This window comes from Bacillus paramobilis (assembly GCF_038096195.1).
Classification (GTDB): domain Bacteria; phylum Bacillota; class Bacilli; order Bacillales; family Bacillaceae_G; genus Bacillus_A; species Bacillus_A mobilis.
Window position 1 is genome coordinate 3,888,437 of record NZ_CP151108.1, and the last position, 14,190, is coordinate 3,902,626.

At 37.7% G+C, this 14,190-nt stretch carries 14 protein-coding genes and 1 other annotated feature; of the genes, 3 read left to right on the plus strand and 11 right to left on the minus strand.

Going from position 1 to position 14,190, the window contains the following annotated elements; translation table 11 throughout:
* Window positions 1-34 precede the first annotated feature (34 nt).
* The 8 genes from leuD to ilvE form a co-directional block, all read right to left on the minus strand.
* Window positions 35-616: a 3-isopropylmalate dehydratase small subunit gene (gene leuD, locus AABL52_RS19850; protein ID WP_000433207.1), complete on the minus strand. Its 582-nt coding sequence runs from the start codon at window positions 614-616 to the stop codon at window positions 35-37.
* Complete coding sequence (gene leuC / locus AABL52_RS19855) at window positions 594-1,988, minus strand: 3-isopropylmalate dehydratase large subunit (protein ID WP_097820216.1); 1,395 nt, start codon at window positions 1,986-1,988, stop codon at window positions 594-596. Before leuC ends, leuD begins: the two co-directional genes overlap by 23 nt.
* A complete protein-coding gene (leuB, locus tag AABL52_RS19860; protein ID WP_097843831.1) occupies window positions 1,988-3,052 on the minus strand; it encodes a 3-isopropylmalate dehydrogenase in 1,065 nt (354 codons plus the stop codon). Before leuB ends, leuC begins: the two co-directional genes overlap by 1 nt.
* Window positions 3,053-3,128: 76 nt before the next feature.
* Window positions 3,129-4,649: a 2-isopropylmalate synthase gene (leuA, locus tag AABL52_RS19865; RefSeq protein WP_341518252.1), complete on the minus strand. Its 1,521-nt coding sequence runs from the start codon at window positions 4,647-4,649 to the stop codon at window positions 3,129-3,131.
* A gap of 1 nt (window position 4,650) precedes the next feature.
* Window positions 4,651-5,661, minus strand: a complete 1,011-nt coding sequence (ilvC, locus tag AABL52_RS19870; RefSeq protein WP_341518253.1) for a ketol-acid reductoisomerase — start codon at window positions 5,659-5,661, stop codon at window positions 4,651-4,653.
* 26 nt (window positions 5,662-5,687) lie between these two features.
* Window positions 5,688-6,197 carry an acetolactate synthase small subunit gene (ilvN, locus tag AABL52_RS19875; RefSeq protein ID WP_000822948.1) on the minus strand — a complete coding sequence of 170 codons (510 nt, stop codon included), beginning with the start codon at window positions 6,195-6,197 and terminating at the stop codon, window positions 5,688-5,690.
* Window positions 6,194-7,894, minus strand: a complete 1,701-nt coding sequence (gene ilvB, locus AABL52_RS19880) for an acetolactate synthase large subunit (protein WP_341518254.1) — start codon at window positions 7,892-7,894, stop codon at window positions 6,194-6,196. Before ilvB ends, ilvN begins: the two co-directional genes overlap by 4 nt.
* A gap of 73 nt (window positions 7,895-7,967) precedes the next feature.
* Window positions 7,968-8,195, minus strand: a binding site (T-box leader).
* A 16-nt stretch (window positions 8,196-8,211) separates the two neighbouring features.
* On the minus strand, window positions 8,212-9,108 hold the full coding sequence (ilvE, locus tag AABL52_RS19885) for a branched-chain-amino-acid transaminase (protein WP_001005497.1): 897 nt from the start codon (window positions 9,106-9,108) through the stop codon (window positions 8,212-8,214).
* Between the two features lie 414 nt (window positions 9,109-9,522).
* Here ilvE and AABL52_RS19890 point away from each other — a divergent pair, with 414 nt between their 5' ends.
* Window positions 9,523-9,762 (plus strand): DUF3911 family protein, encoded by a 240-nt coding sequence (locus tag AABL52_RS19890; RefSeq protein ID WP_000752504.1) that lies wholly within the window; start codon window positions 9,523-9,525, stop codon window positions 9,760-9,762.
* Window positions 9,763-10,041: 279 nt separating this feature from the next.
* A complete protein-coding gene (locus AABL52_RS19895) occupies window positions 10,042-10,281 on the plus strand; it encodes a YkuS family protein (RefSeq protein ID WP_061678665.1) in 240 nt (79 codons plus the stop codon).
* Between the two features lie 351 nt (window positions 10,282-10,632).
* On the opposite strand, the gene AABL52_RS19900 is transcribed toward AABL52_RS19895, so the two are convergent.
* Window positions 10,633-10,722, minus strand: a complete 90-nt coding sequence (locus tag AABL52_RS19900) for a hypothetical protein (RefSeq protein ID WP_000608225.1) — start codon at window positions 10,720-10,722, stop codon at window positions 10,633-10,635.
* A 108-nt stretch (window positions 10,723-10,830) separates the two neighbouring features.
* A complete protein-coding gene (gene ytfJ, locus AABL52_RS19905) occupies window positions 10,831-11,298 on the minus strand; it encodes a GerW family sporulation protein (RefSeq protein ID WP_061678666.1) in 468 nt (155 codons plus the stop codon).
* Between the two features lie 112 nt (window positions 11,299-11,410).
* Here ytfJ and AABL52_RS19910 point away from each other — a divergent pair, with 112 nt between their 5' ends.
* Window positions 11,411-11,794 (plus strand): imidazole glycerol phosphate synthase, encoded by a 384-nt coding sequence (locus AABL52_RS19910; protein ID WP_341519741.1) that lies wholly within the window; start codon window positions 11,411-11,413, stop codon window positions 11,792-11,794.
* A gap of 33 nt (window positions 11,795-11,827) precedes the next feature.
* On the opposite strand, the gene AABL52_RS19915 is transcribed toward AABL52_RS19910, so the two are convergent.
* Complete coding sequence (locus tag AABL52_RS19915; protein ID WP_341518255.1) at window positions 11,828-13,171, minus strand: TrkH family potassium uptake protein; 1,344 nt, start codon at window positions 13,169-13,171, stop codon at window positions 11,828-11,830.
* Window positions 13,172-14,190 lie beyond the last annotated feature (1,019 nt).

Sequence of the window (14,190 nt, forward strand, 5' to 3'; positions counted from 1 at the left end):
GAATGTAAATACATTTCGAACATTCCGTTATTTCTTAATATAAAGCTACTTCCCTTTCATATTCTACAATTTTTTGTTCATATTGCATTGTAATACTAATTTCATCTAGACCATTTAATAATTTCTCTTTCCACATTTTCTCGATTGTAAAATGAAACTTGTGCGTACTCGTTGTAATGACTTCATTCTCTAAATCTACTTCTATTTGTTCTCTCGCATCCGCTTTGACAAGTTGTTCTCGCATTTCTTTATCCATTACAATTGGTAACATACCATTTTTCATACAATTCATATAAAAAATATCTGCAAACCCGCCAGCGATAATAACACGGAAACCATAATCAGCAAGCGCCCATGGAGCATGTTCTCTTGAAGAACCGCAACCAAAATTATCACCTGTAATTAATATACTTGCTCCTTTTCTATCTTGTGCATTAAGTGGAAAATTAGGGTTTTCATGGCGGTTATTATCATAACGCCATTCATCGAATAAATATTTTCCAAATCCCGTCCTTTCAATTCTCTTTAAATATTGCTTCGGAATAATTTGATCTGTATCAATGTTATCATTCATCAGTACTGCGGCAGTACCTTTATGAATACGAAATGGCTCCATCATAACTCTCCTTTCTAGTATCAACAAAATGACCATATAATGCAGCTGCTGCCGCCATTGCTGGGCTAACCAAATGTGTTCGTGCTCCTTTTCCTTGTCTTCCTTCAAAATTACGGTTTGAAGTGGAAGCACAATGTTCTCCTTCAGGTACTTGATCTGGATTCATTCCAAGACACATTGAACATCCAGGTTCTCTCCATTCAAATCCTGCTTCTTCAAAGATGTGATGTAGTCCTTTTTGCATCGCAGCTTCTCTTACTCTTTTCGATCCAGGCACAACGAGTGCTCGCACACCTTCTTTTACCTTTCTTCCTTTCACAACAGATGCAGCAATTTCTAAATCAGAGAGCCTGGAATTTGTACAAGATCCAATAAAAACATGCTGAACTGGAATGTCATACGTACTTTGTCCAGGGCTTAATCCCATATAAGAAAATGCTCTTTCGTCATTTGCATCATGCTTTTCTGGCAATTTTTCATCAATACGAACACCCATACTCGGGTTTGTTCCCCACGTAACGTACGGTGCTAAATCCGCCACATCAATTGAAATATGTAAATCATAAATCGCATCTGAATCTGTATACAGTTCAGACCATTTTTTCTCGAAAGTTTCATAGTCTTTCGGTGCATATTGACGTCCTTTTACATAAGCAAATGTTTTTTCATCTGGTGCTATAATACCAGCTTTCGCTCCTCCTTCAATTGCCATATTACAAAGCGTCATTCTCTCTTCCATCTCCATAGCTCCAATTGTCTCTCCATAAAACTCCATTACGTATCCGGTTCCAACTGCTACACCGTACTTTGAAAGGAGATGCAAAATAATATCTTTTGCGTAAACACCTTTCTGTAATTTCCCTTTTAACTCAATGCCCATCGCTTTCGGTTTACGTTGCCATAACGTTTGTGTCGCCAATACATGTTCCACTTCACTCGTGCCAATGCCAAATGCTAGCGCGCCAAACGCACCGTGTGTTGCTGTATGACTATCACCACAAACAATTGTTTTTCCTGGCTGCGTGAGCCCAAGTTCTGGTCCGATAACATGAACAATCCCTTGCTCTTCATCTCCAATATCCGCTAACGGTACCTGAAATTGTTTACAATTTTCACGAAGTGTATCTAGTTGCTGTTTCGCAATGCGATCGGTAATATTCCAAACATCTTTCGTTGGAATATTATGATCCATCGTTGCGAATGTTAAATCTGGTCTACGGACCGTTCGATTTGTAAGCCGCAAGCCTTCAAAGGCTTGCGGTGACGTTACTTCATGAACAAGATGAAGATCGATATATAATAAATCCAACCCATTTTCGTTTGTCGTAACTATATGTCTTTCCCATAGTTTATCTAGCAACCTTTTCCCCATTATCTCCCTCTCCCTACTAACGCTTGCTCTTCCATTTCTTGCATAACCGCCTTCGTAAATGAAGTTGTCGTTTCAGTCCCACCGATATCTGCTGTACATTTCCCTGATGTAAGGACTGCAGAAATTGCTTCTTCAATTGCACACCCTTCTCTCGTTAATCCGAACGATTGGCCAAGCATCATTGCAACAGAGCGCATCATTGCAATTGGATTCGCCTTATTTTTCCCGGCAATATCCGGTGCTGATCCGTGAATAGGCTCGTATAATGAAGGTCCCTTTTCCGCGTGACTTGCTGATGGAAGCATCCCTAATGATCCAGCTAATACGGAAGCCTCGTCACTCAAAATATCTCCAAATAAATTTTCCGTTACAATTACATCAAACCGTCCTGGATTTCGAATTAATTCCATCGCAGCGGCATCTACTAAAATATGTTCTAGTTCAACGCCTGGATAACGAAGTGCTACTTCTTCTGTCACAGTTCGCCATAGTTTACTAGACTCTAAAACATTCGCCTTATCAATCGATGTTACTTTCTTCTTCCGTTTGCTCGCTAATTGAAAAGCATACGAAACGATACGTTCAATTTCATGACGATGATACGTAAGTGTATCGGTTGCTACTTCGTCCGTTCGTTCTTTCGGATAAGAAAAATAAATTCCGCCTGTTAATTCACGAACGACAACAAAATCAATTTCATCAGCCTTTTTTAATGGCGATAAATGTGCCGTTGCGCTTTCTACCGTTACAGGGCGAACATTCGCAAATACGCCGAGTCCTTTTCTTAAAGCTAATAATCCTTTTTCTGGTCTTTCTTTCGCACTATCCCACCTTGGTCCACCAACTGCTCCTAGTAAAACTGCATCACTTGCTAAACTGGCGGCAAGCGTTCGTTGTGGTAATGGTTGCCCATTTAAATCGATAGCACTCCCGCCAAAGTACTCATCTTGCAAATGAAAACGATGCCCATATAATCTCTCTACCATATGCAATACTTCCTTCGCACTTTCCATAACTTCCGGGCCAACACCATCACCAGCTAAACAAACGATACGTTTTTCCAATTTCAACACTCCTTTTAACTAAATTTTCAGAACTTTTTTTGATAGGTGAGGAAAGCTTCTCTCACCTATCAACCACTTATTTCACAAGCTGGATAAAAGATTTTAATTTCCCAGCCGCATGGACATATGCTCTCGCCGACGCTTCCAATACGTCTTGCGCGACACCAAAACCTGATACTTGATGCATTCCTTCTTTTAATTCAACATGAACATGAGCTAGTGCGTCTTGACCTTGTGTAATAGATTGTATGCGATAATCCGCCAATTCACATTCTAATCCTAAAATTCTTTGGATTGCATTATAAATCGCTTCAATACTACCAGAGCCAGTAGCTGCATCTTCGTATACATTTCCTTCCTCATCTTTTAGCACAACTGTCGCGCATTGTGTACTATTTGATACGAAATGTACTTGCAGTTGTGTAATGGTATATTGCTGAGCCGCAAATGCTGCTTCCCCAAGCATAAGTGCACGTAAATCTTCCTCCGTAATTTCCTTCTTACGATCAGCTAATTTTTTAAACGCTTCAAACACCGCATCTCGTTCTTCCTTTGTAAATTCATAGCCAAGCTCTTTCATTTTTTCTGTAAACGCGTGACGTCCAGAATGTTTTCCAAGTACAAATAGATTTTGAGATTCGCCTACTAGCTCCGGTTCAATAATCTCATACGTTGTCACTTCTTTTAATACACCATCTTGATGAATTCCTGATTCATGAGCGAATGCATTCGCTCCAACGATCGCTTTATTTTTCGGTACAACCATACCTGTCAATCTGCTTACTAGTGTACTCGTCGCTTTAATTTCTTTTAGCGTCATAGAAGACTCCGCTTTATAGAAATCTTTTCTAATATGAAGAGCAACTGCGACTTCTTCTAACGCCGCATTCCCTGCTCTTTCTCCAATTCCATTAATTGTTCCTTCTACTTGCAACGCTCCCCCTTCAACCGCAGCTAATGAATTGGCTACAGCCATCCCAAGATCATCGTGACAATGACAAGAGAAAATTGCTTTTTCATATGAAGGAACAGATTCTTGTAAGTATTTAAAAAGAGAATAATACTCTTCTGGATTCGTATATCCAACTGTATCTGGAATATTAATTACATTTGCTCCTGCACGAATCGCAACTTCTACTGCTTCAGCTAAAAAATCTCTTGCTGTTCTTGTTGCATCTTCTGCAGAAAATTGTACTGTCGGAAATAACGATTTCCCAAGTGTAACCGAGCGATGAATACTATCTAACACATCTTCCTTTGACATACAAAGTTTATACTTCATATGAATATCACTCGTAGCTAAAAATACGTGTAGACGGGGAGATACAGCACCTTTCACCGCTTCATATGCTCTTCGAATATCACTTTCTTTCGCTCTAGCTAAACTCATAACTGTAGCATTTTGAATCGTATTTGCGATGCGTTTTACCGATTGAAAATCCCCTTCGGAAGCTGCTGCAAAGCCAGCTTCCATGACATGAATACCCAATCTCTCTAATTGCCTTGCAATTTGCAATTTCTCTTGTTCATTTAAATTCACTCCTGGTGATTGTTCGCCATCACGTAGCGTCGTATCCATGAAAAAAATCTGCTTCATATTATTTGATCCCTGCCTTTACTCGCGGCTGTACGAAAGGCATCATTTCACGTAATTTACGTCCAACTACTTCGATTTTATGTTCATTCTCTTTCTCATTTGTCGCATGGAAATTCGGTTTTCCTGCTTTATGCTCTGCAATCCAGCCTCTTGCAAATGTACCATCTTGAATTTCAGCTAGCACTGCACCCATCGCTTTCTTCGTATCTTCCGTTACAACGCGTGGTCCTGATACGAAGTCGCCCCACTGCGCTGTATCTGAAACTGAATATCTCATATTTTCAAGTCCACCTTCATACATAAGGTCAACGATTAGTTTTAGTTCATGTAAACATTCAAAATATGCAAGTTCAGGCTGGTATCCTGCATCAACTAGCGTTTCAAATCCAGCTTTTACTAGCGCAGTTACTCCGCCGCAAAGTACAGCTTGCTCTCCAAATAAATCTGTTTCTGTTTCTTCTTTAAACGTCGTTTCTAATACGCCCGCTCTCGTCGCTCCAATTCCATCAGCATAAGAAAGTGCCTTTTCAGTCGCAACTCCTGTCGCATCTTGGTATACGGCGAATAATGCAGGAACCGCTCCGCCTTCAGCAAACGTACGGCGTACAAGATGCCCTGGACCTTTAGGCGCTACTAGAAATACATCTACATTCGCTGGTGGTTTCACTTGATCAAAGTGAACATTAAATCCGTGTGCAAAAACGAGAGAATTTCCTGCCTGTAAATTTGGTGCAATTTCCGCTTCATATACTTCTGGCTGCAGTTCATCAGGTAGTAAAATCATTACTAGATCAGCCTGCTCCGCTGCTTCTGCTACTGTATATACAGAAAATCCATCTTCTTTCGCTTTATCCCAAGACTTCCCTTTTCTTAAACCTACTACTACATCAAATCCGTTATCACGCAAGTTTTGCGCATGCGCATGACCTTGCGAGCCATATCCGATAATTGCTACTTTCTTTTCTTTTAATACATTTACCGTTACATCTTTCTCATAATAAACTTTTGCCATTTTCATTTCCCCCTATATTTAAATGATTATTGAATTAACATAACTTGCTTATCTTGTTTTTTCATACTACGCGTAAATGCAGTTACACCTGTTCTAGCAATTTCTTTCAAACCGTATGGACGAAGTAATTCAATTAATGCTTCTACCTTCTCCTGCGTACCAGTTACTTGCACAACTATGGAATCCTTCCCAACATCTATTACAGCGGCTCGAAACGGTTCAATTAAACTATATAATTCTGCTCTTGCTACTGATGTTGCAACTTTAATAAGTGCAAGTTCTCTTGCGATCATCGCTTCTTCCGTAATATCTGATACTTTCAGAACATCAATTTGCTTATGAAGTTGTTTAATTAACTGCTCAACTTGCTGTTCATTTTCCACGTGTACAACAATCGTCATCCGTGATATGTCCGATGATTCTGTATGACCTACTGAAATACTTTCAATATTAAAATGCCTTCGTGTCATAACACCTGTAATTCGGTTTAACACACCACTTTGATTTCGAACTGTCGCTGTAACAATTCTCTTCACCTTTTTTCCACTCCCTCCATTTGGTGAACACCTTTCCCTGGCGCAACCATCGGCATTACCTTTTCTGATTGAAGTACACGGCAATCAATTACGACCGGTTCTTGTAATTCAATCGCATGCTGTATTTGCTTCTTTGCAAGAAGTGGATCATCTATGCGAACTCCTTTTATGCCATACGCATTCGCAAGAGCGACGAAATCTGGTTGACACGATAGTAAAGAGTGCGAATATCTTTTGTTATAAAATTCATCTTGCCATTGTCTTACCATTCCTAAAGCTTCATTATTTAAAATAAACACTTTAACTGGTAAGGAGTGTTCTTTTAACACACTTAATTCTTGCAGCGTCATTTGAAATCCAGCGTCACCGACAATTGCGATAACTAGTTCATCAGGCTTTGCAATTTGTGCCCCAATTGCTGCTGGAAATCCGAAGCCCATCGTTCCTAATCCTCCAGAAGTTACCCATTTATCTGGTTTTTTCAGCGGATAATATTGTGCGGTCCACATTTGATGTTGCCCAACATCTGTTGTTACAATCGCTTCTCCTTTCGTAAGTTCATATAACATATCAATTGCGTATTGAGGCTTAATACTTTCCGAATTCCGTTTATAAGATAGTGGATATTTTTCTTTTCTACTCTTTAATAAGGAAAGCCAATTATGATGATTTTCTTTCCTTCCTTCCGGTTGAAGTAATACTTCCAACGCTAGCTTAGCACTTGCAACAATAGGAATTTCAGTCGGCACATTTTTTCCGATTTCTGCTGGATCAATATCGATATGCGCAACAGTCGCCTCTTTAGCAAAATAAGCTAAATTTCCAGTAAGCCGATCATCGAATCTTGCACCTATATTAATAAGTAAGTCGCATTCATATAACGCCATATTGGCTGTGTATGAACCATGCATTCCTCCCATTCCCAGAAAAAGTTCATCATCTGGCGGAAAGCCTCCAAGACCAAGTAAAGTATGCACAACTGGGATTTCATATTTACGAGCAAAACTTGTTAACTCTTTTGATGCTTTCGCATGCAATACACCTGCTCCAGCTAAAATTAACGGCTTACTTGCAGCACTAATTGCTTGTAATAATTTGTTTATTTGGAGTAGATTCGGTTCATAATTCGGGTTGTATCCTGGTAAATCCATTTGTACGTCATTACATCGTTCCCCTTGCTCTACCACCATATCTTTTGGAAGGTCAATAACGACTGGGCCTGGTCTTCCTGTTCTAGCAATATGAAATGCTTCTTTAATAATTCGAGGTAAATCTGAAGCTTTTCGCACTTGATAGTTATGCTTTGTCACCGGCATCGTAAGCCCCATAATATCCGCTTCTTGGAAAGCATCACTTCCAATTAACGTTGTTGCTACTTGCCCTGTAAATACAACAAGTGGTAACGAATCAATCATGGCATCTGCAAGACCTGTAATAACATTTGTAGCACCTGGTCCACTCGTTGCAATAACAACCCCTGGATTACCAGTAATTCTGGCATACCCTTCAGCGGCGTGAATCGCACCTTGCTCATGCCTTGTTAAAATATGCGGAATTTCACAGTCATAGAGTGCATCATAAAGAGGTAAAACAGCACCACCAGGATAACCGAAAATCACTTCTACTCCTTCCTTTTCTAGCGCTTCTAACAATAGCTGTGCACCAGTTGCCAGTTTCTCTTCCGTTTTTGAAGACATTGTTTTTATAAGCCCCCTTTTTGAAAACTTTTATCAATAAAAAAAATCCTACGTCCACACTCCAGCTATGTGCTGAAGGGACGAAAGATTTCGCGGTACCACCCTTCTTCGCAAGAATACTCTTGCCTCAGTGACCCATTAATGGGTCTAGCTAATAACGGAGCTACCGTCTAAGCCTAGACAAATGCTTCAGCTTAGCACTCAAGGGCGATGTTCGTCGACGTGAACCATCGGTTTTCAGCAACCACCGACTCTCTGTGAGGCTTCACAATCAACTACTCCTCCCTCTCAACGCTTTCTTATGTTATAAAAAGTTGTTATCCAACTTTATTTTCTTCGTAAATTTTCTCTCCATCTTCTATAACTAACTTTCGGAATTCTTCTAATAAACGATTCGTATGTGGACCTGTTTGCCCTAAACCAATCGTTCTACCATCTACTGTCGTAACAGCAATTACTTCAGCAGCCGTTCCTGTTAAAAATACTTCATCAGCTACATATACATCATGTCTTGTAAATAATTCTTCTCTAACGTCATATCCAAGTTTTTCACCGATTTCTAAAATAGCGTTTCGTGTAATACCTTCTAACGCTCCAGCAGAACTTGGTGGTGTAATTAATTTATTTCCTTTTACAATAAACACGTTATCTCCTGAGCCTTCAGCTACGTATCCTTGATCATTTAACATAAGTGCTTCTTGTACTCCAGCTAATTTCGCTTCAATACGAACTAAAATATTGTTTAAGTAATTTAGTGATTTTACTTGAGGCGACAAAACATCTGGACGGTTTCGGCGCGTTGCAACTGTTACAACTGGAATCCCTTTTTCATAATATTCTTGTGGGAATAAAGATAGTTGTTCTGCAATTACGACTACATTCGGTTTCTTACAAGAATCAGGATCTAATCCAAGATTTCCTGCACCTCTCGATACAACAAGGCGAATGTATCCATTAGATAATTTATTTTGTCGAATCGTCTCAACAACAATATTCGTTACTTCATCTAAAGAATATGGAATTTCTAACATGATGGATTTTGCTGATTCATATAACCGGACAAGATGCTCTCTCAAACGGAAAACATTACCGCTATAAACTCTAATTCCTTCAAATACTCCATCTCCATATAAATAACCATGATCATATACTGAAACTTTTGCTTCGTCTTTTGGAACAAATTCTCCATTTAAGAAAATCCATTGCTCATTCACTGGAAAGCGCCTCCTATGTTCTATGAATTTTTTATTGTTTCCTAGTTTACTCTCCTTTCTAAATAAATCAAGTTAATTTTTAGAAAATTTATAATTTTTAATCGTACGTACATCTTTGATTATATTGATTTAACAGCATTGTTAACGTTTACAAAAAGTCAAAAATTTTTTTCGCCAAATTCCACTAAAAAAATATTTGTTTAAAAGAAGGATTTTCATCAATTGATACGAATCTATTGTATTCAATAAACGGACGTCCGTTTTTATAAATTCGGGAATATACAACGACTTTTGCTGAAAAAGGAGGAAAATAAGAAAAATAACGCTGTCTAAAAATAACATTCATATTTTTCATCTCGCAATCATAATCCTATTTTTAAAAAACAATTTGTCAAAATGAAGGAGGAAATCAATATGGCGTGTGTACAAATTAAAGGAACGAGACAAGAGGTAGTAGAAATGCTTCAACTATTTGATCTAATGGATACGAAAGGTTTTTGTAAATTCGATAATTATGTAGAGGTAGAACCAAATAATAAAGAACATAATAATTTTATTGCTTCAATCGACATTCATTCAAATACTTCTTCCGCCCAAGATACTTTAAACGATCAATTCGTAAGTCAAATGCTTACTGGTGTATATAACGACTAAATAAAGTGAAACTTTAATCAGCGGGGGTTTTCTTCATCCCCCACTTATTATTAGCCCTCACCAATCGGACTTTTATGTGCAGCCCGATCCCCACCTAACTTCTTTGCTTTCGCTGAATTTTGAGGTAGGGGTCTTACTGCCCATTAAAGCGGGATAAAGTGATACGTTAATTAAGCTATCCTTCAATAACAGAATAAATATAGGCTTCCTACCGTCTTTGCATAAATATATGCGATGTACTTGAGCATACTAGCAACTAGATGGTAGGAGGTGAGAATTATGGCTAGAATTGGCGTTGAAAACTCATTAACAGATGTTCAACAAGCTCTTAAGCAACAGGGACATGAAGTCGTTACCCTTCACTCCGAACATGATGCACAAGGGTGCGATTGTTGTGTTGTAACTGGGCAAGATTCCAATATGATGGGTATTGCAGATACATCTATTAAGGGATCGGTAATTACAGCTCATGGTTTAACAACAGATGAAATTTGTCAGCAAGTTGAGAGCCGCACTTAAAAAAGAAAGAGGACTCCTTTTGAAAAGGAGTCCTCTTTTTTATATTCACCTAACGGGAAAGTAACATATACTGGATGAAAGCCCTACCTCTCTCTCATCATCACGGTTCCAATGACCGCTCCTTGATTCACTAGTATACCTATAAAGCCTACAATTATAATTTATAGGGTTTGTTCACAAAAGTTGTTGGTAAGACTACCCGATCTTTCGCAAACTTTTCGTATTATATTTATAAGATTTATTTACTTTACACTAGCTGTAACCGAGACACGAATTAAAATTTTAACACCAATACAATAACTTGTCAACATTTTTTACAAATTAAAAACAGACAGTAACGGTTTGTCTGTTTTAGAATGGAGCTTTTTCTTTTATTACATATACAACAAAACCGCTTACTAACATACATAAGCCAACTACTAAGTTTTTGATATTAATCATAAATTCCTCTCCCTTATTCCACACATCATATATATTTACAGTTCAATTATTCCGATCATCCTAAAGCGCACTTTTTCTAATATATCATAATTCCTAAAAAATGCAAGTTCACTTTTGGCGACCATTTACAAATTTATCTACAGTGCTTGGTACAGTATTTAAAGCCTTTTCAATTAAATGCGTACTACTATTGAGGTGCAATACTTGCACACCGTTAGAACCAACTACTAAAAAAGCAACTGGGCTAATAGAAACCCCAGCCCCGCTTCCGCCTCCAAATGGATGACTTTGCTTGTTCTCTTTATGCTGCCCTTGTCCGTTATTATGTTTTTCAGAAATAAAATCACCTTTAAAATCACTTCCGCCGGCACCAAAACCAAAAGCCACTTGAGATACTGTTAATACTACATTTCCATCAGCCGTTGAAACTGGACTTCCGACAATTGTATTTACATCTACCATCTCTTTTAAATTTGTCATTGCTGTTTTCATTAAATTTTCAATTGGATGTTCCATTATGTATTGCACCCTTTCCTTCTTATTCTTTTTTATACTTTCCAAAATAGAGGAAGTCATACTAACTTTTCCTATTTCAAAAAAACAATTTCTTCCTTCTAAATGGATATCACTCCCTGTACATACTCGGATAAAAAAGAAAAAGAGAAACATACTACTATTGAACCTTGTTATGAAAGGAGTCATGACTTTGACTGAAAAATTTGATGAGTATAAAAAAAGAGATAGAATAGATAGTGAATATAAAGAAGAATATGCAGCTGAGGTTGCACCACAGCGCATTGATTATGATTACGATGAGAAAGATCATAAAGATGATGTGAGATCGTCCGCGGCTGGATCAACTGCTGGCTTTATCGCTCTTGCCTTATCTATCTTATCACTCTTTACCTTCCCAACATTATTTGGTCTTGTTTCTGTATTACTAGGGATTTACGCTTATAATCGCGGAGCTACTGTAACTGGTGGTATCGCTGCGATTGTCGGCGGAGTTGCAGCACTCATTGCAATTTTATTCCGAGTAGCACTTGTTGGATTATTGTTCTCCCTTTTTTAAAATGAAAAAGGTATCTCGCTTATGCGGGATACCTTATCCTGTAAATACATCTTCCGATGGATATTTAATTTTTTGTTTTGCTGGTCGCGCTAAAGAAAACACAAGTGTTAACGGTCCAATTAATCCGCAAAACATAACAAACATAATAATACACTTTGCAAACGCTGATAACTTTGCAGTAATCCCCATCGTTAACCCTACTGTACCGAACGCTGAAATTGTTTCAAATAATAATTGAATAAAGCTGAATTTTTCTGTAAGCATTAATACAAATACTGCTGCAAAAATGAGGATTTGACTGGCAACAGCAATGGCTAACGCTCTCGTTACTGTCGACATTTTTATTGTGCGCTGAAATAATACGATTTCCTCCTTCTTTTTAAAGAAAGAAAGGACAGATGTAACTAAAATAACAAACGTTGTTAATTTAATCCCTCCACCTGTTGATACACTTCCTGCACCAATAAACATTAAAACCATCGTAAATAATATAGATGATTCTTCCATCCCCCCGTAGTCAACTGTATTAAATCCAGCAGTACGAGGAGTAATACCTTGAAAGAAAGAAGCCCATAACTTTTCATTTAAAGGCAAATTCCCTAACGTCTTCACATTATTATACTCCAATACAAAAATAACAATCATCGCTATCACATTTAACGCTACCGTTCCAACAATCATAATTTTGGAATGAAGCGATAGTTTTCGGAAACTACGGCTATACCATATATCAATTAATACAGTAAAACCGAGACCACCTATTACGATTAAAGAGCAAATCCCAATATTAATAATAGGATCTCCTACATACCTTGTTAAATTATCCGGCCATAGAGCAAATCCAGCATTATTATAAGATGCAATCACGTGAAAAATACTGTAGTATACACCTTTTCCAAAGCCAAACTCTGGAATAAAGCGAAATGATAAAAAGATGACTCCAATAAGCTCAATACAAATTGAAAATATAAAGACACGTTTTACTAATTTTACAAGACCACCTATATTTGTCTGATTAAATGCCTCTCCAATTAATAACCGATGGCGTAATCCGATTTTTTTACCTAATACCCAAACAATTAAAATGGCAATTGTCATAAGACCTAAACCACCTGTTTGAATTAAAAACATAATAACAATCTCGCCAAACATCGTAAACGTACTCGCAGTATCTACTACTCCCAATCCCGTTACAGTTGCTGCTGATGTTGCCGTAAAGAAAGCATCTACCCAACTAATATGTACTTTCGTTGCGAATGGTAACTTTAATAACAAACCGCCAACCACAATTAAGCAAAAAAAACCTAATGCTAATATTTGTGGTGGATTTAATCGTATAAAACGATTATACAGCCCTTGTCTTTTTGTTACTTCCATATTCACTAACTCCCTTTTCCCCCTCATAGCTAAAGGCTTATAACAAACCTTACATAGCGGGATAAACCTTATATTCTTATAATATAGTTGAGCATAATCCTTTTTTTCAAAGATTTCAACTTTTATTTATACTCTAACTTTACTTCATTTTATGACAAGACACTTTCTATTCTATTTATTCTTACTCTACAACTCTCGCAACAATCATTTTATATGTATCATTTCTCAAATCCTCATACCTTTCACTCTATGTTCACGCCAAGGTCACATCTATCTTTTATAGTATATGTATCGAAGTTGTTCCTCCCTAATTTATAAGACATTCCCCAGTGTCTTGAACAACTTCCATCCCTAATTAAATTGACATAAATTGTCCCCTTCCTTGACCATCTCTTATGTGATGGTCTTATTTTTTGTTTACTTTATCCTTTATGTAAAACTCCCTCTCTCTTTCACTCTATGTTCACACCCTGGTCACATCTACCTTTTATAGTATATGTATCGAAGCTGTTCCTCCCTAATTTATAAGACATTCCCCAGTGTCTTTGAATAGCTTCCATCCCTAATTAAATTGACATAAATTGTCCCCTTCCTTGACCATCTCTTATGTGATGGTCTTATTTTTTGTTTACTTTATTCCTTTATGTAAAATTCCCTCTCTCTTTCACTCTATGTTCACACCCTGGTCACATCCACCTTTTATAGTATATGTATCGAAGTTGTTCCTCCCTAATTTATAAGACATTCCCCAGTGTCTTGAACAACTTCCATCCCTAATTAAATTGACATAAATTGTCCCCTTCCTTGACCATCTCTTATGTGATGGTCTTATTTTTTGTTTACTTTATCCTTTATGTAAAACTCCCTCTCTCTTTCACTCTATGTTCACACCCTGGTCACATCCACCTTTTATAGTATATGTATCGAAGTTGTTCCTCCCTAATTTATAAGACATTCCCCAGTGTCTTGAACAACTTCCATCCCTAATTAAATTGACATAAATTGTCCCCTTCCCTAGA

Excerpts from the sequence above, each read along its gene's own strand:
- leuD (WP_000433207.1), bottom strand. The coding sequence starts at position 616 with ATGGAGCCATTTCGTATTCATAAAGGTACTGCCGCAGTACTGATGAAT.
- leuC (WP_097820216.1), bottom strand. The coding sequence starts at position 1,988 with ATGGGGAAAAGGTTGCTAGATAAACTATGGGAAAGACATATAGTTACG.
- leuA (WP_341518252.1), bottom strand. The coding sequence starts at position 4,649 with ATGAAGCAGATTTTTTTCATGGATACGACGCTACGTGATGGCGAACAA.
- ilvC (WP_341518253.1), bottom strand. The coding sequence starts at position 5,661 with ATGGCAAAAGTTTATTATGAGAAAGATGTAACGGTAAATGTATTAAAA.
- ilvB (WP_341518254.1), bottom strand. The coding sequence starts at position 7,894 with ATGTCTTCAAAAACGGAAGAGAAACTGGCAACTGGTGCACAGCTATTG.
- AABL52_RS19890 (WP_000752504.1), top strand. The coding sequence starts at position 9,523 with ATGGCGTGTGTACAAATTAAAGGAACGAGACAAGAGGTAGTAGAAATG.
- AABL52_RS19895 (WP_061678665.1), top strand. The coding sequence starts at position 10,042 with ATGGCTAGAATTGGCGTTGAAAACTCATTAACAGATGTTCAACAAGCT.
- AABL52_RS19900 (WP_000608225.1), bottom strand. The coding sequence starts at position 10,722 with ATGATTAATATCAAAAACTTAGTAGTTGGCTTATGTATGTTAGTAAGC.
- ytfJ (WP_061678666.1), bottom strand. The coding sequence starts at position 11,298 with ATGACTTCCTCTATTTTGGAAAGTATAAAAAAGAATAAGAAGGAAAGG.
- AABL52_RS19910 (WP_341519741.1), top strand. The coding sequence starts at position 11,411 with ATGAAAGGAGTCATGACTTTGACTGAAAAATTTGATGAGTATAAAAAA.
- AABL52_RS19915 (WP_341518255.1), bottom strand. The coding sequence starts at position 13,171 with ATGGAAGTAACAAAAAGACAAGGGCTGTATAATCGTTTTATACGATTA.